The organism is Novosphingobium sp. SL115 (assembly GCF_026672515.1).
GTDB lineage: Bacteria > Pseudomonadota > Alphaproteobacteria > Sphingomonadales > Sphingomonadaceae > Novosphingobium.
Map to the genome: position 1 here is coordinate 202630 of NZ_JAPPRG010000001.1, position 17012 is coordinate 219641.

The 17012-nt window shown below is 62.4% G+C and carries 11 protein-coding genes; 7 read left to right on the forward strand and 4 right to left on the reverse strand.

Annotated elements, in window-relative coordinates; genetic code table 11:
- Positions 1–176: 176 nt before the first annotated feature.
- Complete coding sequence (locus OVA07_RS00950) at positions 177–488, forward strand: hypothetical protein (protein WP_268169594.1); 312 nt, start codon at positions 177–179, stop codon at positions 486–488.
- Positions 489–616: 128 nt separating this feature from the next.
- Here the strand turns inward: OVA07_RS00950 and OVA07_RS00955 are convergent, their stop codons facing one another.
- The gene (locus tag OVA07_RS00955; protein WP_268169595.1) at positions 617–844 is read right to left on the reverse strand and encodes a hypothetical protein; all 228 of its coding nucleotides are present in this window, start codon (positions 842–844) and stop codon (positions 617–619) included.
- A gap of 452 nt (positions 845–1296) precedes the next feature.
- Here OVA07_RS00955 and OVA07_RS00960 point away from each other — a divergent pair, with 452 nt between their 5' ends.
- The 6 genes from OVA07_RS00960 to OVA07_RS00985 all read left to right on the forward strand — a co-directional run bounded on the left by OVA07_RS00960 (position 1297) and on the right by OVA07_RS00985 (position 10930).
- Positions 1297–1587, forward strand: a complete 291-nt coding sequence (locus OVA07_RS00960) for a ribbon-helix-helix protein, CopG family (protein ID WP_268169596.1) — start codon at positions 1297–1299, stop codon at positions 1585–1587.
- Complete coding sequence (locus tag OVA07_RS00965; protein ID WP_268169597.1) at positions 1574–3904, forward strand: type IV secretion system DNA-binding domain-containing protein; 2331 nt, start codon at positions 1574–1576, stop codon at positions 3902–3904. Before OVA07_RS00960 ends, OVA07_RS00965 begins: the two co-directional genes overlap by 14 nt.
- A gap of 3 nt (positions 3905–3907) precedes the next feature.
- Positions 3908–6949, forward strand: a complete 3042-nt coding sequence (gene mobF / locus OVA07_RS00970) for a MobF family relaxase (RefSeq protein WP_268169598.1) — start codon at positions 3908–3910, stop codon at positions 6947–6949.
- Between the two features lie 316 nt (positions 6950–7265).
- Complete coding sequence (locus OVA07_RS00975; RefSeq protein ID WP_268169599.1) at positions 7266–8579, forward strand: tyrosine-type recombinase/integrase; 1314 nt, start codon at positions 7266–7268, stop codon at positions 8577–8579.
- Positions 8576–9784 carry a tyrosine-type recombinase/integrase gene (locus OVA07_RS00980; protein WP_268169600.1) on the forward strand — a complete coding sequence of 403 codons (1209 nt, stop codon included), beginning with the start codon at positions 8576–8578 and terminating at the stop codon, positions 9782–9784. Before OVA07_RS00975 ends, OVA07_RS00980 begins: the two co-directional genes overlap by 4 nt.
- A gap of 198 nt (positions 9785–9982) precedes the next feature.
- Positions 9983–10930: a nucleotidyltransferase and HEPN domain-containing protein gene (locus tag OVA07_RS00985; protein ID WP_268169601.1), complete on the forward strand. Its 948-nt coding sequence runs from the start codon at positions 9983–9985 to the stop codon at positions 10928–10930.
- Positions 10931–11288: 358 nt separating this feature from the next.
- Here the strand turns inward: OVA07_RS00985 and OVA07_RS00990 are convergent, their stop codons facing one another.
- From OVA07_RS00990 to OVA07_RS01000, 3 genes are read right to left on the reverse strand one after another with little or no spacing between them, the layout of a single operon-like run.
- Positions 11289–14144: an AAA family ATPase gene (locus tag OVA07_RS00990; protein WP_268169602.1), complete on the reverse strand. Its 2856-nt coding sequence runs from the start codon at positions 14142–14144 to the stop codon at positions 11289–11291.
- Entirely contained in the window at positions 14141–14758 is a 618-nt protein-coding gene (locus OVA07_RS00995; protein WP_268169603.1) for a hypothetical protein, read from the reverse strand. The genes OVA07_RS00990 and OVA07_RS00995 overlap by 4 nt, the downstream gene beginning before the upstream one ends.
- Entirely contained in the window at positions 14755–16590 is a 1836-nt protein-coding gene (locus OVA07_RS01000) for an ABC-three component system protein (RefSeq protein ID WP_268169604.1), read from the reverse strand. Before OVA07_RS01000 ends, OVA07_RS00995 begins: the two co-directional genes overlap by 4 nt.
- Between the last annotated feature and the right edge of the window lie 422 nt (positions 16591–17012).

A 17012-nucleotide genomic window follows, 5' to 3' on the forward strand; every position in this document is an offset into this window, starting at 1 on the left:
CGCCATTGGCCCGCGTCAAGAAGGGCGGTTCCCCCAATTTTTACGCCTGAAGAAGGCGAAAAAATCGGCTCCCCCACCCCCGCTGCGCGGCGGGCCGTGGGCGGCCCGTTCCTGACCCGGGCCAAGCTCGGCCATCGCACAAGAGACCTCTTCAATTCATTTGAGAGGAGGCTCACATGAACGCTCTTACCAAGACCCTCGACATCCCCGCTTTTGATCCCATCAGCTATGACGCTGCAGTGCGCGCCTCGACGATCCGGGCCCAGCACAGCTTCTTCGACCAGCACGTCATCGAGGACGAGTCCGGCTGCTTCCTCGCCATCGACGAAGGCGACTACAACGCGCTGCCGCAGGACCTCATCGACCGGATCGTCCATTCCGTATCCGGGATGATGGCTGACGACTCCGACGAAGCCAACATCGCCTGCGCCGCAAGATTCATGAGTGTGGTTATGGATCTCGAATGGGACGCGGATTGCCCGTTCTGAAATGATCATTGATCGCAGCGCCGGAGGGCACCGACAAGGGGCTCTCCGGCCCCCTTTTTCTGCGTGTCCAGATAAAGCACAGCCGGGGCATCGAACCCCGGCCGTGCTGGCCTTTTGCAAGGCCGGTTTCAGCTGATCCGAAGTCGCTTTTCCGCTTCGTCGAGACCGAGCTTTCCAAGGGCGGCGAAGAAGTCTTCGACCCTCTCCAATGGTGCCTTGCCGAGTGCCGATTTCTTAAGCAGCTCGGCCATGGCAGCCTGCTCGTTTTCGCGCAGTTTGGCCTCGCGTGTTTCCAGCGTGTGACGCTCCTTTGCGATTGCGGCGCGTTCCGCTTCGAGACTTCCTTTCCTGGCCATGATGGTACCTCTTGGGATTGGTGCTGAAACCTCCCGCGCGCGAGGATCGTCATCCGGACCAGCTTGGCAAGCCCCCTGACCGCGATGCCAGATCGCGCAATGCCTGGCCGTTCTTGCTGGCCGTATGGAAGCCGGCGGACGAGCCTGAAAGCCCTCCCCGGATTCGCACAAAACCACCAAAACCCGCGAGTCATCAAAGCAACGGGATTAAAGGAAAGAGGTGCAGACCGTACACGGCGGGGCCGTATTGAAAATGGCGGAAATGCGTGGGTTCCGCCGGGTGAGGGTTGTCGGACTGGGTCGGACAACGTCCCAACCCCGCAGTTTACCGTCATTCGTGCGTCCGACCCTGTCTGACAATGCCCGCCGAGACCCCCGGCATTGCCAAGGAGACCCGCATCGCCTAAAACGGCGCTGCGCAATTCCCACCAGGCTCTGATGAGGGTCTGGTCATGGCAGATGAAGTCCGGCTGACGGTTCGGCTACCGCGCGACCTCGCAATTGGCGTGGAGAAGGTACGGGCGGCGCGCGGCCTAACCCCTTCGATCATCTTGCGCGATGCGCTCACCCTTTACCTCGCGACCTTCGCCGGCAGCACCGAAACCGAGCGGCGTCGGCAGTTCTCGTCCGAGTACCTGTTCCTCGGAATTGACCTGCTGGTCCAGCGCCAGTTTCCCGACGCGCACGAGGCTCTGATGGCCGAAGCCGACCGCCGTGTGGAGGCGCTCTATGCGGCGTCCTGACACCTGGTCCGACCAGGCCCGCCCGGGGCAACTCAAGCACCATTCGGCGCGCGGAAACATGCCGCGCAATGCGGGCAATTTCACCCGTGGCTCGCAGCTCATCACCCACGAATTCCTGATGTGGTTTTCCTCGGCGAAAATGCCGCTGCTGGTGTGGTTCTTCACGTTCCTGCTCGCGCTCTCGATCGTCCTCGCGCTGCAGCTCGAGAGCCACGAAGTGCAGATGATCCTGATGCGGATCTATGCCGCCGGGTGGACCTTCATGGAGTTCAACCCGCGCAAGATCCTGAACCTCACTCTGCCCTCGGGCCGCGTGATCCCGGCGCCAGTTTCGATGATCGCCAGCCACCCCGATGTCGTAATCGCCTGGAACAAACTGATGCGAGCGATCTGGGGCTCGCTGTTCATTTCGCTGTTCGTCGCCGTTCCGCTCTCGGTCTGGTTCGTCGACCTCTCGCGTCGGCGCGGCAAGGCGATCCTTGAGGAGCGCCACCAGCGCGGTGCGATGCTGGTCGACGCCGCCGGACTCGCCGCGGTGATCAACCAGCACAACAGCGCGGCCCTTGCCCAGGAGATTGCCGAACGGATGCCCGGCAAGACCATGGACGACGTCCTGAAAATGAGCTTCGCCAAGCGCAAGGCAGCTGGCATCCACCACGTCTACAACATCGCCGGCGTATCGTTCCCGTGGCGGAGCGAACAGGCTCACACGATCATGATCGGGTCGACCGGCACCGGCAAAACCACCCAGATGCGGGACATGATCGCGCAGATGCGCACTCGCCGCGATCGGGCAGTCGTGTTCGACCTCACCGGGGCCTACGTCGAGGCGTTCTACAACCCTGAAACCGACACCATCCTCAACCCGATGGACGAGCGCTGCCCGAGCTGGTCGCTGTTCGACGAGGGCAAGAACCACGCCGACTTCACCGCGATCGCTTCGGCCATCCTGCCGACCGATGGCGGCGGCCAGGACCCGTTCTGGATGCTCGGCGCGCGCACCTTGTTCGTCCAGACCTGTATGAAGCTCATCAAGAAGGGTCAGGCAACCAACCATGCGCTCGCCAGCCAGTTGATGATGGCCGACCTTGAGGAGGTCCACGAACTCCTCAAGCACACCATCGCCGAACCGCTGACTGCCCCCGTCGCAGCGCGCATGGCCGAGTCCGTGCGCGCCGTGCTCAACACCAATGCTCAGGCGCTGCTGTTCCTGCCTGAGGGCAAGGACCCCTTCTCGATTTGCGACTGGATCAGGCACCAAGACAAGCCGGGATCGATCCTGTTCATCACCTCCTCGCACAACGAACTGGTGCTCAACCGGGCGCTCTTGTCGCTGTGGATGAACCTTGCGGTGCACACGCTGATGCGGCTGTCGCGCACCCGGTCCTTGCGCACCTGGTTCTTCTTCGACGAAGTCCATGCGCTGCATCGCCTGCCCGCAATCGAGGACGGTCTGCAGACCGCGCGAGGCTTTGGCGGAGCCTTCGTTCTTGGCATCCATTCCTTCGCCAAGCTCGCCGAGACCTATGGCAAGGATGGCGCGCAGAACCTCGCTTCGTTGGCACGCACCAAGCTGATCCTCGCCGCCGCCGATCGCGATACCGCCGAGCACTGCTCGGACTACATCGGTCACCGCGAAGTGCGGATGATGGATGAGGCCTACAGCTACGGTTATTCCAACATCCGCGATGCCGCGACGATCACCCCGCGCTCGGAAGTGCAGCCGCTGGTGATCCCTGACGACATCATGCGCCTGCCGTCATTGCGTGGCTTCTTGGTCTTCCCCGAAGGCTTCGACGCTGCCCGGATCAAGCTCACCTACAAGGACTGGCCCAAGGTCGCAGAAGGCTATGTCCTGCGTGAGAACGTCGAGCCGCTCGAGTTCATCGCCATGCCCAAGGACGGTGACGAGGAAGCCGAGACGGGTGGCCGCGATCGCAGCGGCGAACCGGAGCTGGAGCCACGCGGCGATGAGCTTGGGCGTGATCCGGCAATGCCGTTGTCACCGGCGCTCGAGCCCGACGCCAATGTGCCGGAAAACATTCCCGATGGACCAAATCCCGATCCCAGTGTCGGCAAGCAGATGGCCTTCCGCCTGGAGCAGGCCCCGCAGGGCGAACGCACCAATGACCGCGAGCAGGATCCGACCCAACGGGAAGAGAAGAATGGCCCTGCGAAAGGCTCGATGCAGCGCACCGGAGTGTCTCGCGAACTCAATGATCCTGCCCTCCCCGACAAGGAAGCTGCGCGCGGCGAGAAGGTCGCCAAGGGCATCGAGGACCACTCCCATTCCCATGACGATGGACCGGAGCTCTAGGCCATGCACTCGATCGCATCCGTCCGGTCGTCGAGTGGCGCAGCCGACTACTTCGCCAACGACAACTACTACTCGGCCGATGAACACGCGCAATCAGGGGTCTGGGGCGGCGAGGGAGCGCGCGCACTCGGGCTGGAGGGGCAAGTCGAGCGGGATGCGTTCGAGGGCATCCTCAATGGGCGGCTCCCCGATGGCGAGATGGTCGGGCAGGTCGAGGGGCGGCGCCTGGGTCTCGATCTCACCTTTTCGATGCCCAAATCCGCCTCGATCCTGGCGCTGGTCAGCGGCGACCGGCGTATCATCGATGCCCACCTTGCCGCGGTCAAATCGACCATGTCGCAGCTGGTCGAGAAGCAGTTCGCCGAGAGCCGCAACTATGAGCGCAGCCGCAGCGGCGAGCCCCAGAAGACGGGCAAGCTCGTCTATGCCCTGTTTGCCCACGACACGAGCCGCGCTCTCGACCCGCAGGGGCATATCCATGCCGTCGTCGCCAACCTGACCCGCGATCCCAAGGGCACCTGGAAGGCGCTGTGGAACGGAGAGATCTGGAAGAACAACACCACGATCGGCCAGTTCTATCACGCCGCCTTTCGCGCCCAGTTGCAGAAGCTCGGCTACGAGACCGAGGCCGCCGGTAGGCATGGGTCGTTCGAGATCAAGGGCGTGCCTGCCGAGGTCATCAAGGCCTTCTCGACCCGCACCACCGACATCGAGGCGAAGATTGCCGAGGTCGGGGCAACCCGTCTCGAAACCAAGAAGCAGATCACGCTCTATACCCGCGATCCCAAGCTGGCGCTCGAGGATCGCGGCGCGTTGGTCGAGGGCTGGCAGCAGCGCGCGGCCGAGCTCGGTTTCGACGGCAAGACGCTGGTTGCCGAAGCGCGAGCGCGCGCTGAAATCGAGGCGCGACCGAGCTTCCGCGAGACGGCCACGGCCGCGATCGGCGAGGTCGCGACCCGGATCAATGCCGCGCTGCGCACGCCGAGCCCGCTTGCGGTGAGCGGGGCCGCAGCACTGTTCCTGTCGGCCGACACCATCAAGGCGCAGCACGCGACGGCCTCGGCAATCCGTCACCTCTCCGAGCGCGAAGCGGCATTCTCGCGGCAGGCGATCCTGGCCAGCGCGCTGGGTTTCCAGATCAAGGGTCTTGAGGGCGGCGCGGTCGTGGCTCGGATTGGCGAACTCATTCGCGACGGCCACCTGATCCCCGGCAAGTCGGACCGGCTCGACGGGCACTCCGATCTGGTCACCACGCCGTCGGCGCTGGCGATGGAGCAGAAGATCCTCGACACTATCGACCGTGGGCGTGGCCAGGGCCGTGCCTTCATGCCGCCCGAGGCGGCGATGGCCCGTCTGCAGGAGGCCGCGCGTGAACTTGGGCGCGAGCGCGCCGGGGTGGATAACTGGCAGCTCAACGAAGGCCAGCTCGCGGCAGGCGTGGCGATACTCTCCGGCGGCGATCGCTTCCTCAATGTCCAGGGCGTCGCTGGTGCAGGCAAATCCACCTTGCTTGGCGCGCTCGACAAGGTGCTAGACGCGGAAGGCGTCAAGCTCGTCGGGCTCGCCTTTCAGAACAAGATGGTCGCGGATCTGCGCGGTGGCAGCGGCCAGGGCATGTCGGCCCACCAGATGCGCGAGGCCGGGATCGAAGCCTATACCATCGCGCGGTTCCTCAACACCTACGGTTCGGCTGCTGCTGCAGGTAGCGGCGAGCGATACGAGGCGGCCAAGGCCGCGCTCGCCAACACCGTCATCATCACCGACGAAAGCTCGATGGTTTCCTCGCGCGACATGCTGCGCCTGGTGACGCTTGCCGAGCAGCTTGACCTCTCCAAGGCGCCGTTCATGGGAGACCGCCAACAGCTCTCGGCGATCGAGCAAGGCAAGATGTTCGCGGTGTCGCAGGCTTCTGGCCAAGCCACCGTGCGGATGGACGAGAACATCCGCCAGAAGAACTCCCCGCTCCTCCTCGCTGTCGCGGGCCTTTCGAACGAAGGCCATGCCGGCCTCGCACTCGACCTGCTTGCCGCGCACGGCCGCGTAATCGAGGCAGGCCCAGACCACGTCGCGCGAGCCGCCGAGCTGTGGTTGTCGCTGAGGCCTGAAAAGCGCGAGGCGACCGCCATCTTCACCGCCGGACGCGACGACCGCGCTGAGATAAACACGCGGGTCCAGGCGGGGCTGCTCAAGGAGGGTACGCTCACCGGCGCTGGCGTCGCTCTCACCACGCTGCAGAGCGCCAACGCCACGCGCGAAGAGCTGCGCTTCGCCTCGACCTACCGCGCTGGTCAGGTGCTCGAGGCGCGGATGGACGTGCGCGAGATTGCCCTCACGCGCGGTGAGTATCAGGTCGCCGAGGTTCGCAAGGACGGCAAGGTCGTGCTCGAGCGCGACGGCAAGCGCAAGGTCATCGATCCCGACCGGATCAACCCCGATCACCGCTTCGACCGGCTCGGGCTCTACGAGCAGAAGCAGATCAGGATCCACGACGGGGAGACCGTGTTCTGGCGCGACAAGGACGCTCCCCGCGACATCGACAAGTCGACTTATGCCACCGTGCTCGAAGCACGCGCGGAAGGTATCCGTGTCGAACTTGGCGACAAGCGGCAACTGGTCCTCGCCCCCGGCGACCCGATGCTGCGCCGCCTTGATCTTGGCTATGCGCTCAATGCCCACATGGCGCAGGGCATGACCAAGCCGGAGGCGATCGAGATCATCTCCTCCTCGCAGCGCAATCTCGCCACCCAGCGTACCCAAAACGTACTCAACACCCGCGCCACCGACGACATGATCGTCATTACCAACAACCTTGAAGGCCTGAAGCAGCAGCTCGACCGGACACCCGGCAATAAGACGTCGGCGCTTGAGGTTACCGGCAAAGTTGAGGTCGAGCCGCGCCAGGCCAATCCCATCGACACGCGGCAATTGCCTGAGCTTCGGATGAGCCCGGAGCTCAGGGCCAAGCTCGACGCCGTGTTGGGTAAAGTGCCCGAGGCTCCGGTCAAGCAGCTGCGACCGGAAAAGACGCTGGGGCTTGACCTGTGAGGGGCCTCAGTTCTGCTTTGAGTTTACGGGCAACAATTCGCACTGCGCTGCAGACAAAGCGCTTCTTCTTGTCGCCCGAATTCGCGGAAATTGGCTGCCCTGCGTTCCCGAAAGAACTTCGCCGGCCGGAGATCCGAGGAGGCGACAAGTCTTGCATACACACTTTAGTTCCGCCCCTCAGGGCGAAACGGCGCGGCCCGGGTCGCCTCCCACCGGGCCGCGCCAAAAGAGCATCTATTTGCAGTTAGGCCGCTGCCCAACCGCACCGTCGTAAACTTGGGATTGATGCACACCCTACACGGCATAAGCCGAAAAAATGGGAAAAAATGCAGTAAAATCAATAAAATTGACCTTAAAAGCGCTTGACAGTTTGGGTGCTGCCGAAGGCCATTTGGTCCCCAGAAATGCCGGTAATTCAGACACTTTGCCCGACAGTTCGGACGGTTCTGGTGGCCATCTGGTCCCCAATCCCCTTTTGCCCGGGATCCGGGCATTTCTGGACGGCAATCTGGCTCGCCGGAAATTGCTGCCTGAAGCCGGTGAGTACGACGTCTGGGATACAGAGCTTGCGGGTTTCGGGATGCGTATTCGCGCTTCCGGCAATCGCTACTGGTTTGTGCGTCTGCGCCGACGTGGCAGGCATTGCCGCATTTCATTGGGCAAGGTCGACGTGGTCGATGCGCTGACCGCGCGCGGCGAAGCGCGCAAGCGCCTCGCCGAGGTCGCGCTTGACGGACTGCCAAGACGACCGAGCAACAATGCCGCGCCCCTGTTCGCTGACTACTTCGATGAGTTCTGGACGGATTACGCGCGGCATTGGAAGGCATCGACCCAGAAGCGCAATGCCGCTGCGTTCCGGCAAGACCTCCTTCCCCGTTTCGGCAAGATGCGGCTCGATCACATTGGAAGGTCGGACATCGTGCGTTGGCGGGACGATTGCGCCACCGTTTGCGAGAGCCGGTTCAATCGGGCAGTGCCGGTCATGGCGGCCATGTTCAAATATGCGGAGCAGCTCGGGTACATCCGGAGAGCCTCGAACCCATGCCGAGGGATGCCGCGCTTCAAGACCGAACTTAAGGAACGATTTCTCAGCCCGCAGGAATTTCGCCGAATGGCTCGAGAACTTGACGCGGACGAGGCAACGTACCCTGCGCAAGTCGCAATCGTCAGACTGCTTATCTTCACTGGCGCGCGCATCAGTGAAATTCGTGATCTTGAATGGGACTGGGTAAAGTTGCCGCGCCTGATGCTACCCGACAGCAAAACGGGCCCGAAGACCATTTGGCTGAACACCCAAGCCGTCAAAATTTTGCAAGCGGTTGAGCAACGATCCGACACCAAGTTTGTCTTTGCCAACCGGTCCGGTGCTCGGCCCATCAAGATCGAAAGCTGGTGGCATCCGTTCCGCAAGCGATGTGCGCTGCCCGACGTTCGTGTCCATGACCTGCGCCACAGCTTTGCCTCGGTCGCAGTCCGGGAGAAGATACCGCTCGCCACCATCGGCGGCCTTCTCGGCCACATCCTGCCGGAAACCACCGCCCGACATGCGCACCTTGCGGATGAGACGATTGCTGATGCCGCCACGCGCGTTTCGAGTGGACTTGCAGGTTCGTTAGGTCTCTGCGCATGACCAGTCTTTCTCTCAAGCAGATCGTCGAGAAAGCGCTCGCCGAGATCGGCGTCAGCCCAAAGCTGGCGCAACCACCCAAGGGAAGGCCCCGGAAGACGACCTGGATCGCCGCCGAGAACGGCCTTGGCATTCGCCACTACGCCAGTGGTCGGCATGTCTACATTGTCCAGACGCGGATGGGTGGGCGATTGCGGACGATCACAATCGGCCCAGCGTCAGTCATAACGCGGCATCAGGCGGTGATGGTCGCGCGCCGGGTCATTGCCCACGCGCTTGTCGGTCATGATCCGGCAACGTCGCGCCAGCGCATTCGCAATTCACCGCGCATCGACGATTTCATGCGCGAGTATTGGGAGAAATGCTCACCAGCTTGGAAGAGGACCACGCAAGAAGCGGCCACCGGCTATCGCCGTTGCCACATCGACGGAGCATTCCCCGAGGCGTTCGTCGATAGCTTGAGCGAGGCCGAAGTGACCAAGTGGTTCGTGGCCTTGACCGACCGGTCCGGGCCAAGCGCAGCAAACCGCTGCCTCGAAATTCTGCGGGCAGCACTCAATAAGGCAGAAGAATGGGGATACCGGATCGAGAACACCAACCCGTGCTACGCTGTCCGTCTGAACCGCAAGAACCATCGCAACCGCTTCTTGTCCGACGATGAACTGGCCCGGCTTGGCGCTGTCCTTGCCAAAGCGCGTGAAGGCGACGATCGGACCGAGCAAGCCTATGCATCAGCGATCCTGTTGCTCGTCCTGACAGGATGCCGAGTGAGTGAAATTCTTGGCCTGCACTGGTCTGACCTCAAAGGCGTTCGCCTTCGTCTTCGGGACAGCAAGACTGGACCACGAACGGTCTGGCTTGGCGATGAGGCGCGGGAGTTGATTTTGGCCCTGCCTCGCTGCGCCAAGAATCCGTGGATTTTCTGGAACTGGCGTTTGCACCGCCCAATCCACACCATTCATAGCCCTTGGGCGAAATTTCGGGATGAGGCTCGCCTGAAGGATGTGAGACTTCACGACCTACGCCACACTTACGCCAGTCATGCCGTCATGGGCCGGGAAAGCTTGCCCATGATCGGTCGCCTGTTAGGCCACACGACAGTAAAATCAACCGCACGCTATGCTCACTTCGACGATGCGCACCTACTCGATGCGGCCGAGACGATAGGCACTGCGATCGAGCGGGCGATGCTGACTGGGCGCGTCTGAGGCGAAGTCGGCTTGCGTCTCGGGTGAATTTGGCTGGTTGCCCAGAAGGCCGAGCAAGTCGGGCACCAGATCGAGTGGAGTATGGGCGCAAGGTGATGGGGAAACGGCGGAAATGGTGTGTAGAATGCAGTGTCGGATGGCGCGCGTGGCTTGTGGCCGCTTGCCTTTCCGGGTCTGGAAAGACAGGGTAGCAATTCGATGCGACGCGATCTCGATCATCTTCCGGCCAACAAGCAGCGCGAGCTGGAGCGCGTGCTCCAGTTGATTTTTGAGGAATTCGAGGACGTTACCGCCTGCGCGAGCGAAAACCGCAAGAAGGCCGGGCGCATTCTCAAGGTCATTCTCTATGGCAGCTATGCGCGCGGAGGCTGGGTCGACGAGCCCCACACCGCCAAGGGCTACAAGTCTGACTTCGACCTGCTGATCATCGTCAACCACAAGGACCTGACGGATCGGGTCAAGTACTGGTCGCGGCTCGATGACCGGCTAATGCGCGAGTATGGGATCACCGGAACGTTGAAGACGCCGGTGAACTTTATCGTCCATACGCTGGGCGAGGTGAACGATGGGCTGGCGCACGGACGCTACTTCTTCATGGACGTTGCCCGGGATGGCATCGCGCTTTATGAGGCCGATGATACTGAACTGCATACGCCCAAGCCCAAGACGCCGGAGCAAGCACTGGCGATGGCGAAGGAGTATTTCGAGGAGTGGATGCCAGCCGCTCAAGGAATGCTTGAGACCGCAAAGTTTAGCCAAAGTCAGCTACGCTACAAGGACGCAGCATTCCTATTACATCAGACCGCAGAGCGCCTCTATCACTGCGTTCTCTTGGTGGTGACGTTCTACACACCGCACGTTCACAACCTTGGGTTTCTTAGAACACAGGCAGAGAGGATTGATCGCCGTCTCACCTATGTCTGGCCCTCTGAAAACCGGAAGCAGCGCGCCATGTTCGAGAAGCTCAAGGAGGCCTACGTCAAGGCGCGCTACTCAAAGCACTACCGGGTCACGGCAGACGAATTGACGTGGCTAGGTGAGCAGATCGAGGAGCTGGGCCGAGTGGTGCACAGGGTTTGCGCGGAGCGCATTGCTGTATTGGAGGATCAGTTGGGAGCCCGAGCCGCAATACGCGCCAGGCAATGACCGAGAGTGCGGACTGACCGGAATGTCTCCTGTCGGGAGCCACTTGTTCTGACCTGCCGGTACATTCATGATGTCCGAGCCAACCCCCGGGAATGACCGTGGTGTTCAACTGACCGGAACGGCAGCTTTCAGAGGCTTCGATTGGGATAGCGGACGTTCCAAACGGCGGGTCGGCGTGTCAGCTTCGCCGCCTCATCACCGGCCGTTCAGCCCGCCCGCATATGAGCTCGAAAGCCGTCGTTCGACCAGTCGCCGCTTGCTGAGACTTCCCGCTCAGTCAGACCGGCTTCAAGCGATACCTTTGTAAATTCTGATGCGGCTGCGGCCTGCCGCATGAGGGGCTTCGGCGCCGGCTCGCTCAATACACCGTCTGCAGTCGAACACCTGTCCGGCCATTGCCATCGAGTTCGATAACCCGCAGCGGCGCGGCGCGCCCCCCCGGGGTATCCACCGGTCCCACCCGGCCGAATTTTTCGATAAGGTGGCGCGCAAGAGGCTTGCTGGCCGTAGTAACAACCAAGTTGAGCGACATGCTGTTCTCCAACACCGTTGCCCGAAAGATATCGAGCAACCCGACGCGATTGAGGTCGTCGAGATGCGTCACTGGCTCGTCGAGGAAGAATGTGCCGCCAAGGCTTCGTGCTCGCGCGAGAAACAGCGCAAGGGCCAGATCTTGGCGCTGCCCTTGGCTGAAGTCTTTACCCGGGTTCAACTCCTGACCGCCGGCATCCGCCAGCCACCGCAGCGGATCGTCGACCTGGCCCAGCTTGATCCGATCAAAGACGCGATTGGCGTGCATGCGTGCGAATAGTGGGTTCACCACCCGGCCGAGATCGTCAATCTGGCGCCCGCTGATATGCACGTAGCTGTCATGGAATGCCGACCTGGCATCGTGGGCCGCGGCAATGCGCTTACTGATATGGTCGAGACGTGCCCGCAAAGGTTCGACCTCGCGTCGCAAGGCGTCCAGCCGCGTTCGGCGCACCTCCGCGTTCCACGCCGCCTGCGCGGCGACAGTCCGAGCAGCCACGTCCTCAAGCAGCGCTTGTTCGCCGCGCGCCCAGGCTCGCGCAGCCGCGAGATTGGCTTCGGTCCACTTCGCATCTAGCGCGGCACTTCGCCAGAGCTGACGCAATTTCTCGAGCTCGCCTTGCTGGCGAGCATAGACATCCCGGTTGGCGCGCACAGCTTCTGCGGCAACCGCATGCTCCTTGCGAAGCGCATCGCGTTTTGCGGCATGCTCGGCGAGTGCCGCCTCAGCGTGGGCGAGGGTATCGCGAACCAACGCTTCGCGCTCGCGGATTGGACCGTCGATATTGACTTCAAGGGTGGCCAAAGTGGCTCTGTCGCCGAGAAGCGGTGCGCCAGAGCCAGGCAGTGTCGTCGATACTCGGTCACGCTCTCGGAGGAGTTCAGCCAAGGCGGACGCCGCCAAAAGCGCCTGCGCCAATCTTTTCAACCCCGCGGCTCGGTCCGTGACCTCAATGCCTAGCCGAGTAAGCTTAGATTTACGCGCTTCGGCGTCCCGCTCGAGGTTGGTAAGTTCAGCCCGCAGCCGCTCTACCTGAGCAGACTGGCGCTGCGCCTCCTCAAAACGTGCACGTGCCAGCCGGGCAGCTTCGCTGCTTGCCGCGGCGGCTTGCTGGGCAAGTCTTTCAACTTCCGGCACGGCAGCCAGCGTCGCATTGACTGCGTCGCGCAACGCGTCGGCGGACTTCCAGTCGTGGCTGCACAAGGGGCAGTCAGTGGCTCCGCTACTGTGCTGATGCCCAACCAATTCACGCCCTGCCGTTTGCAGCCGGGCGAGCGGCCCGGCCGTCGCTTCGTGGAGTTGCTTGGTACGTTGGGCTTCGGCGTCGAGGCGGTCGGCCGCCTCCCGCAAGCGCGCAAGCGCTTCCTCGCTCGGCGCGAGACTCCGCGCTTCGGTCAACTGAGCCTTCAACAGTACTATGCGCCGGTCGGCATCGCCAGCGTCGCGCTCCTCGGCAAGCGCGGCACCCACATCAGCCTGAAGTTGCGCTATGGTGGCGCTGTCCTGGATCGCTTGTGGCAGATGGTTAATCAATTGAGCTATGGTCATGGTGCCATTGAGCGTGTTCGCTTCAGGCAATTCAAAAAGCGCGCGGTAAAATGCCGACACAAGTGGGACCATCTTGGCGCGGGCAGCCTCCAGCGTGCGCAGATCCGCTTTCAGCGCATCACAATGAGTGGTAGCGGCGGCAACGGCGGCACTCGCAGCCTGGCCCTGTTGGACGATCTCGGCCACCGTCTTAGCGAGCGCCGGGTACGCCGCTTCAAGTCCCGCAATTGTCTCGCTCAGCTGTGCCCGCTCGGACCACCGCGTGGCGGAGGTTTCAATAGCTTCGCGGCGCGTCACAAGAATATGCTGTCGCCGATGGCGCTCGACGTCCAGCGCTTCTATTCGCGCCGCGAGTGATGACTGTTCATCGGCAACCGGCACCAGGCCCAGACGACGCTCGGCATTAGCCACTTCGGCTTCTGCGGAAATTGCCGCGGACGATGGCGCGCTCTGCAACTCAACCGTTAACCGCACAATCTCTTCATCGCGGCCAGCAATTGTCTGGGTGAGCAATCGTTCGCGGCCGCCGATCTCGGCGATGTAGCGATTAGCGAGCTTCTCCGCCTCGAGCAGATGACGTACGCCGAGCAGATCGGCGAAGACGTCCTTACGCCGCTCGATTGTATTGTCGTCAGAATCGACCAGCGTCGCTAATGCCTCCGCGGACAGGAACCGCGTACCACGCAACCAGCCCTGGCGTAGCGAAATCGCGCGTAGGTGATGCGCATCCTCGGCAGCGGCGGCGGGAGCAAGGCGTCCGAGCATGTCGTTAAGGCCGACAATTGGCCCCAAAAGCCCGTCATCGCCCGACATTCGTGCTTGGGTTTCGTTACCGACGACGACGCGCTGCAAGCGCTTAGGCTTACCGCGCAAATGCAAATCGGCGTCGACCATCGGCGCTCGGTCAGACTGCGAAAATTTGGGAAATAGCACCATTTGGTCGAAATGACCCTTGTCGCGGAGCCGCTCGACCTGGCCGGTCAACAGCCACTCGGCGGCTTCGCACATCGTGGTCTTGCCCGTGCCATTGGCGGCGAACACCAAGGTCAGGGGCGAGGAAAAATCGAACTCCGCTGCCTCTGTGATGCCGCGAAAGGCTTGGACGCGCATCTTGGCGATTCGCACGCCGGTCATACTGGTTTCTCCGCCGGGATCGGTGCCTCGGCATCGGATTGCGCCACAGATGGCGCTCCCTTGTGCTGAAGCTCTTGCCAGAGCGCCTCGGCGTTACCGCCAATCTCAGGCCAATATAGCCCGTTGCTAGCGGCGGCAGTGGCATCGGGCAAACCGAGCATGGTCACATCCGCTACCCGTGCCCAAGGACCCGCACCTTCGGCCACCGCCTCGGGTGAGGACGGCCAGACAAGATGCTTGCGGCAGATCCTGGCGGATAGCTCCACCTTACGAATCTCCTCGTCGGCCTCCGGAGCTGGTGCGGCGGGCAAAGCCAGCACTAAGTAGCCGTCTAGCGGTATCGCCGGCGATCGGTCGGCATGGGCCAGCACCGCATCGAGCCAACCCTCGCCTTCATCTGTAGCTCGCGCGATCACTTCGCCTTCGTTCGAGGCGACTGGCCAGAGTACGAGCTGGGCATAGTTGCTTGACCACAACGCCGCGCCAGAAGGCGGCTCTGCCACATCCGCCAGTCTCGGCAATTCTGTCTGACGCGCCATCGCTACTCGCGCGCACAAATGCTCGAGCGCGTCTGCGCACGCAGCGATGTCGGTGGGGCTAATGATCCCGCTCATGGCAATGCTGCTCCGATCCGCGCCTCCAATGCACCAACCAATAGCGCATTATCGGCCCCTTGCTGATAGTCGGCATAGACCGAGGCGACATGGGCAAGACTAACTACCGAAAGGCGCCGTCGTCCGCGCGGCGCAGTGTAATCGGCCGCCTCGGGCGCAAGGCCGCCGCCAACCCCGGCCGCCGCCGCCGGCGCGGCACTGAAATCGTCGCGTCGCGCTTCGACCACCGCTCCTTCGTCGATGTCGCCGAACCGAGACTGCGCGAGCACAACGAGATCGGGGTGTCCGCCTCCTTGTTGCTGCCAGACACTTAATACCGCGCGCATCTGCGCCTTGGTCTTGCGTGCATCGCGCCAGATCAACAGGTGGCGCCCGGACTGATTCTGGCGCAATTGCCCTTGTTTGCTCGGATCGCCTTGCCATTCAATGCCGTCCAGCGTCGCCAGCGTCGCCAAACCGTGGAAGCCAAGCTCAACGGCTTGCTGTTGCGCCATTTCATGCAGCGCATCGGGATCGGCCGAGCCGGGCCCTGGTCCGTGCAACAGCCCGTTTAGAATCTGCGCCGCCTCAGGCGGAGCGCCCTTTGCAATATGCGCGGCAATCGTGGCGCTCCCCTCGACTAACCGCGGCGACCAAGCCGCATCGCCCGGATAGCGACGCAAGAAACGGGCGATCTCGCAGGCATGGGGCTGCGGCGGCAAGGCCAGCGGTGCCGCCAATCCCGCATCATCCACCGGGCAAAGCATTTCGGCATGCCAGACGAATTTGCCATCGACCGGGCCGTAAGGGCCCCAATCAGCAACCCCGCTGGTGACCATCGGATTGCTGTGGCGGATAACCGCGCCGACGACACCGGCGGTGCTGACACGGCGGCCACAGGGCAGATTGGCTTGGCCCTTAGTGAGTTCATCCCATTTGCCGAAGACGCCTGTCAGGCTGCGCCACTGATCTTCAGCTTCGTTCACGCAAACATGATCGTCGGCGACATTGGCAAGCGCAACGAGCCCTGGTCGCCCAGCCAAAACATGCACCAGCAGCGAGTCAATCGCGCGCACCCAGTTGATATTGTAGCCGTGCTGCAGCAGCGATCCGACGACCATCGCGGGCCGATCGCCGGCTATGCCTTTCAATGCCTCAGCGATGCGAGCCTGGGCGCTGTCAGGATGATCGCCCGGCAATTGCAACATGTCGGCGCAGATCAGCGGGAACAGGTCGATGTCGTTGAAACGCAGATGTGTGATCCAGCGCCCGAATTGCAGATCGGGGAGGAGCACCGCCTCGACATTCTGCTCAGCGACTGTCTTGAGATAGGCTATGCAATGCGTCTCGCCAGGCACATGGACCCAGCACCAGCCGCCATTTACGCGGCGGACGCCGGAAATTCCGTTGGCCACGGCACCGGTCTGGTCCCAGCCAAGGAGGCGGTTGGTGGCTCCCTCGCCGGTTGCCGCCTCCGCCCAATCAACGACCCATTTGCCCGTAGTTGCACCAAACCCGGCAATGACGATCAGCGGCCGCGCAGATTGGCGGATTGCCGCATCCAGCGCGTCCCAATCGGGCGAGCCGAACGCGAACTCGGGAAATACGACGAGCACCGCTTCGTTGCCCGGCGCCATCTCACCAAGTGCGGCACCGGCATGCGCACCGCCACCGGCCAGCAATTGGACGGCGGCGGCAACGGCGGCTGGTCGACTAGCGTCCGTTTCAATCGAGCCAACCGGCGGCTTGGCTAGCTGCGCTAGGCAGACATGCAGCTTCGACTCGACAGTAAGGTTGAGGTCGATCAAGATTCTGTTGACGCGCCCGCCGAACTCACCGCTAACGTTCACCATGCCCGAGCCGTGTTCCTAACCCCTATGCTAACCGCTTTCCAAAGCAGCGACCAGCTCTGCGGCGACGGTTTGGCAAGTTTGGAGAGAGTGCGCCACTGGATAATGCGGCAAAGCCCAAAGTGAGGCTGCACTTGCGGACAATATGGACGAGCATGCGAGCGCTGAACCTGTTCCATCGGAGAACTTCAGTTCTGCCTTTCGATTTGCGGTTCCATGATTCTAATGGCCGTTTCGGGCGATCACGTACCTTAAGCCCTGTCGGCAACCCAATAATGTCTGCTATTCCGCCAATGCGATTATAAACTGCCGGTCTGCAGCCTCCAATTATCCCCTTTTGGCTGGGCTTGGATGAAGGGCAGCTCCCGACGGCCTCGTCTGAGCAAGTGGATGGCAACTTTTCAGGCGAGGTTCGGCTAGCAAGT

Bases quoted from the DNA above. Each gene is read 5' to 3' on its own strand.
- OVA07_RS00975 (WP_268169599.1), top strand. From the start codon at position 7,266: ATGGGAAAAAATGCAGTAAAATCAATAAAATTGACCTTAAAAGCGCTT.
- OVA07_RS00990 (WP_268169602.1), bottom strand. From the start codon at position 14,144: ATGACCGGCGTGCGAATCGCCAAGATGCGCGTCCAAGCCTTTCGCGGC.
- OVA07_RS00985 (WP_268169601.1), top strand. From the start codon at position 9,983: ATGCGACGCGATCTCGATCATCTTCCGGCCAACAAGCAGCGCGAGCTG.
- OVA07_RS00960 (WP_268169596.1), top strand. From the start codon at position 1,297: ATGGCAGATGAAGTCCGGCTGACGGTTCGGCTACCGCGCGACCTCGCA.
- OVA07_RS01000 (WP_268169604.1), bottom strand. From the start codon at position 16,590: ATGGTGAACGTTAGCGGTGAGTTCGGCGGGCGCGTCAACAGAATCTTG.
- OVA07_RS00995 (WP_268169603.1), bottom strand. From the start codon at position 14,758: ATGAGCGGGATCATTAGCCCCACCGACATCGCTGCGTGCGCAGACGCG.
- OVA07_RS00980 (WP_268169600.1), top strand. From the start codon at position 8,576: ATGACCAGTCTTTCTCTCAAGCAGATCGTCGAGAAAGCGCTCGCCGAG.
- mobF (WP_268169598.1), top strand. From the start codon at position 3,908: ATGCACTCGATCGCATCCGTCCGGTCGTCGAGTGGCGCAGCCGACTAC.
- OVA07_RS00950 (WP_268169594.1), top strand. From the start codon at position 177: ATGAACGCTCTTACCAAGACCCTCGACATCCCCGCTTTTGATCCCATC.
- OVA07_RS00955 (WP_268169595.1), bottom strand. From the start codon at position 844: ATGGCCAGGAAAGGAAGTCTCGAAGCGGAACGCGCCGCAATCGCAAAG.
- OVA07_RS00965 (WP_268169597.1), top strand. From the start codon at position 1,574: ATGCGGCGTCCTGACACCTGGTCCGACCAGGCCCGCCCGGGGCAACTC.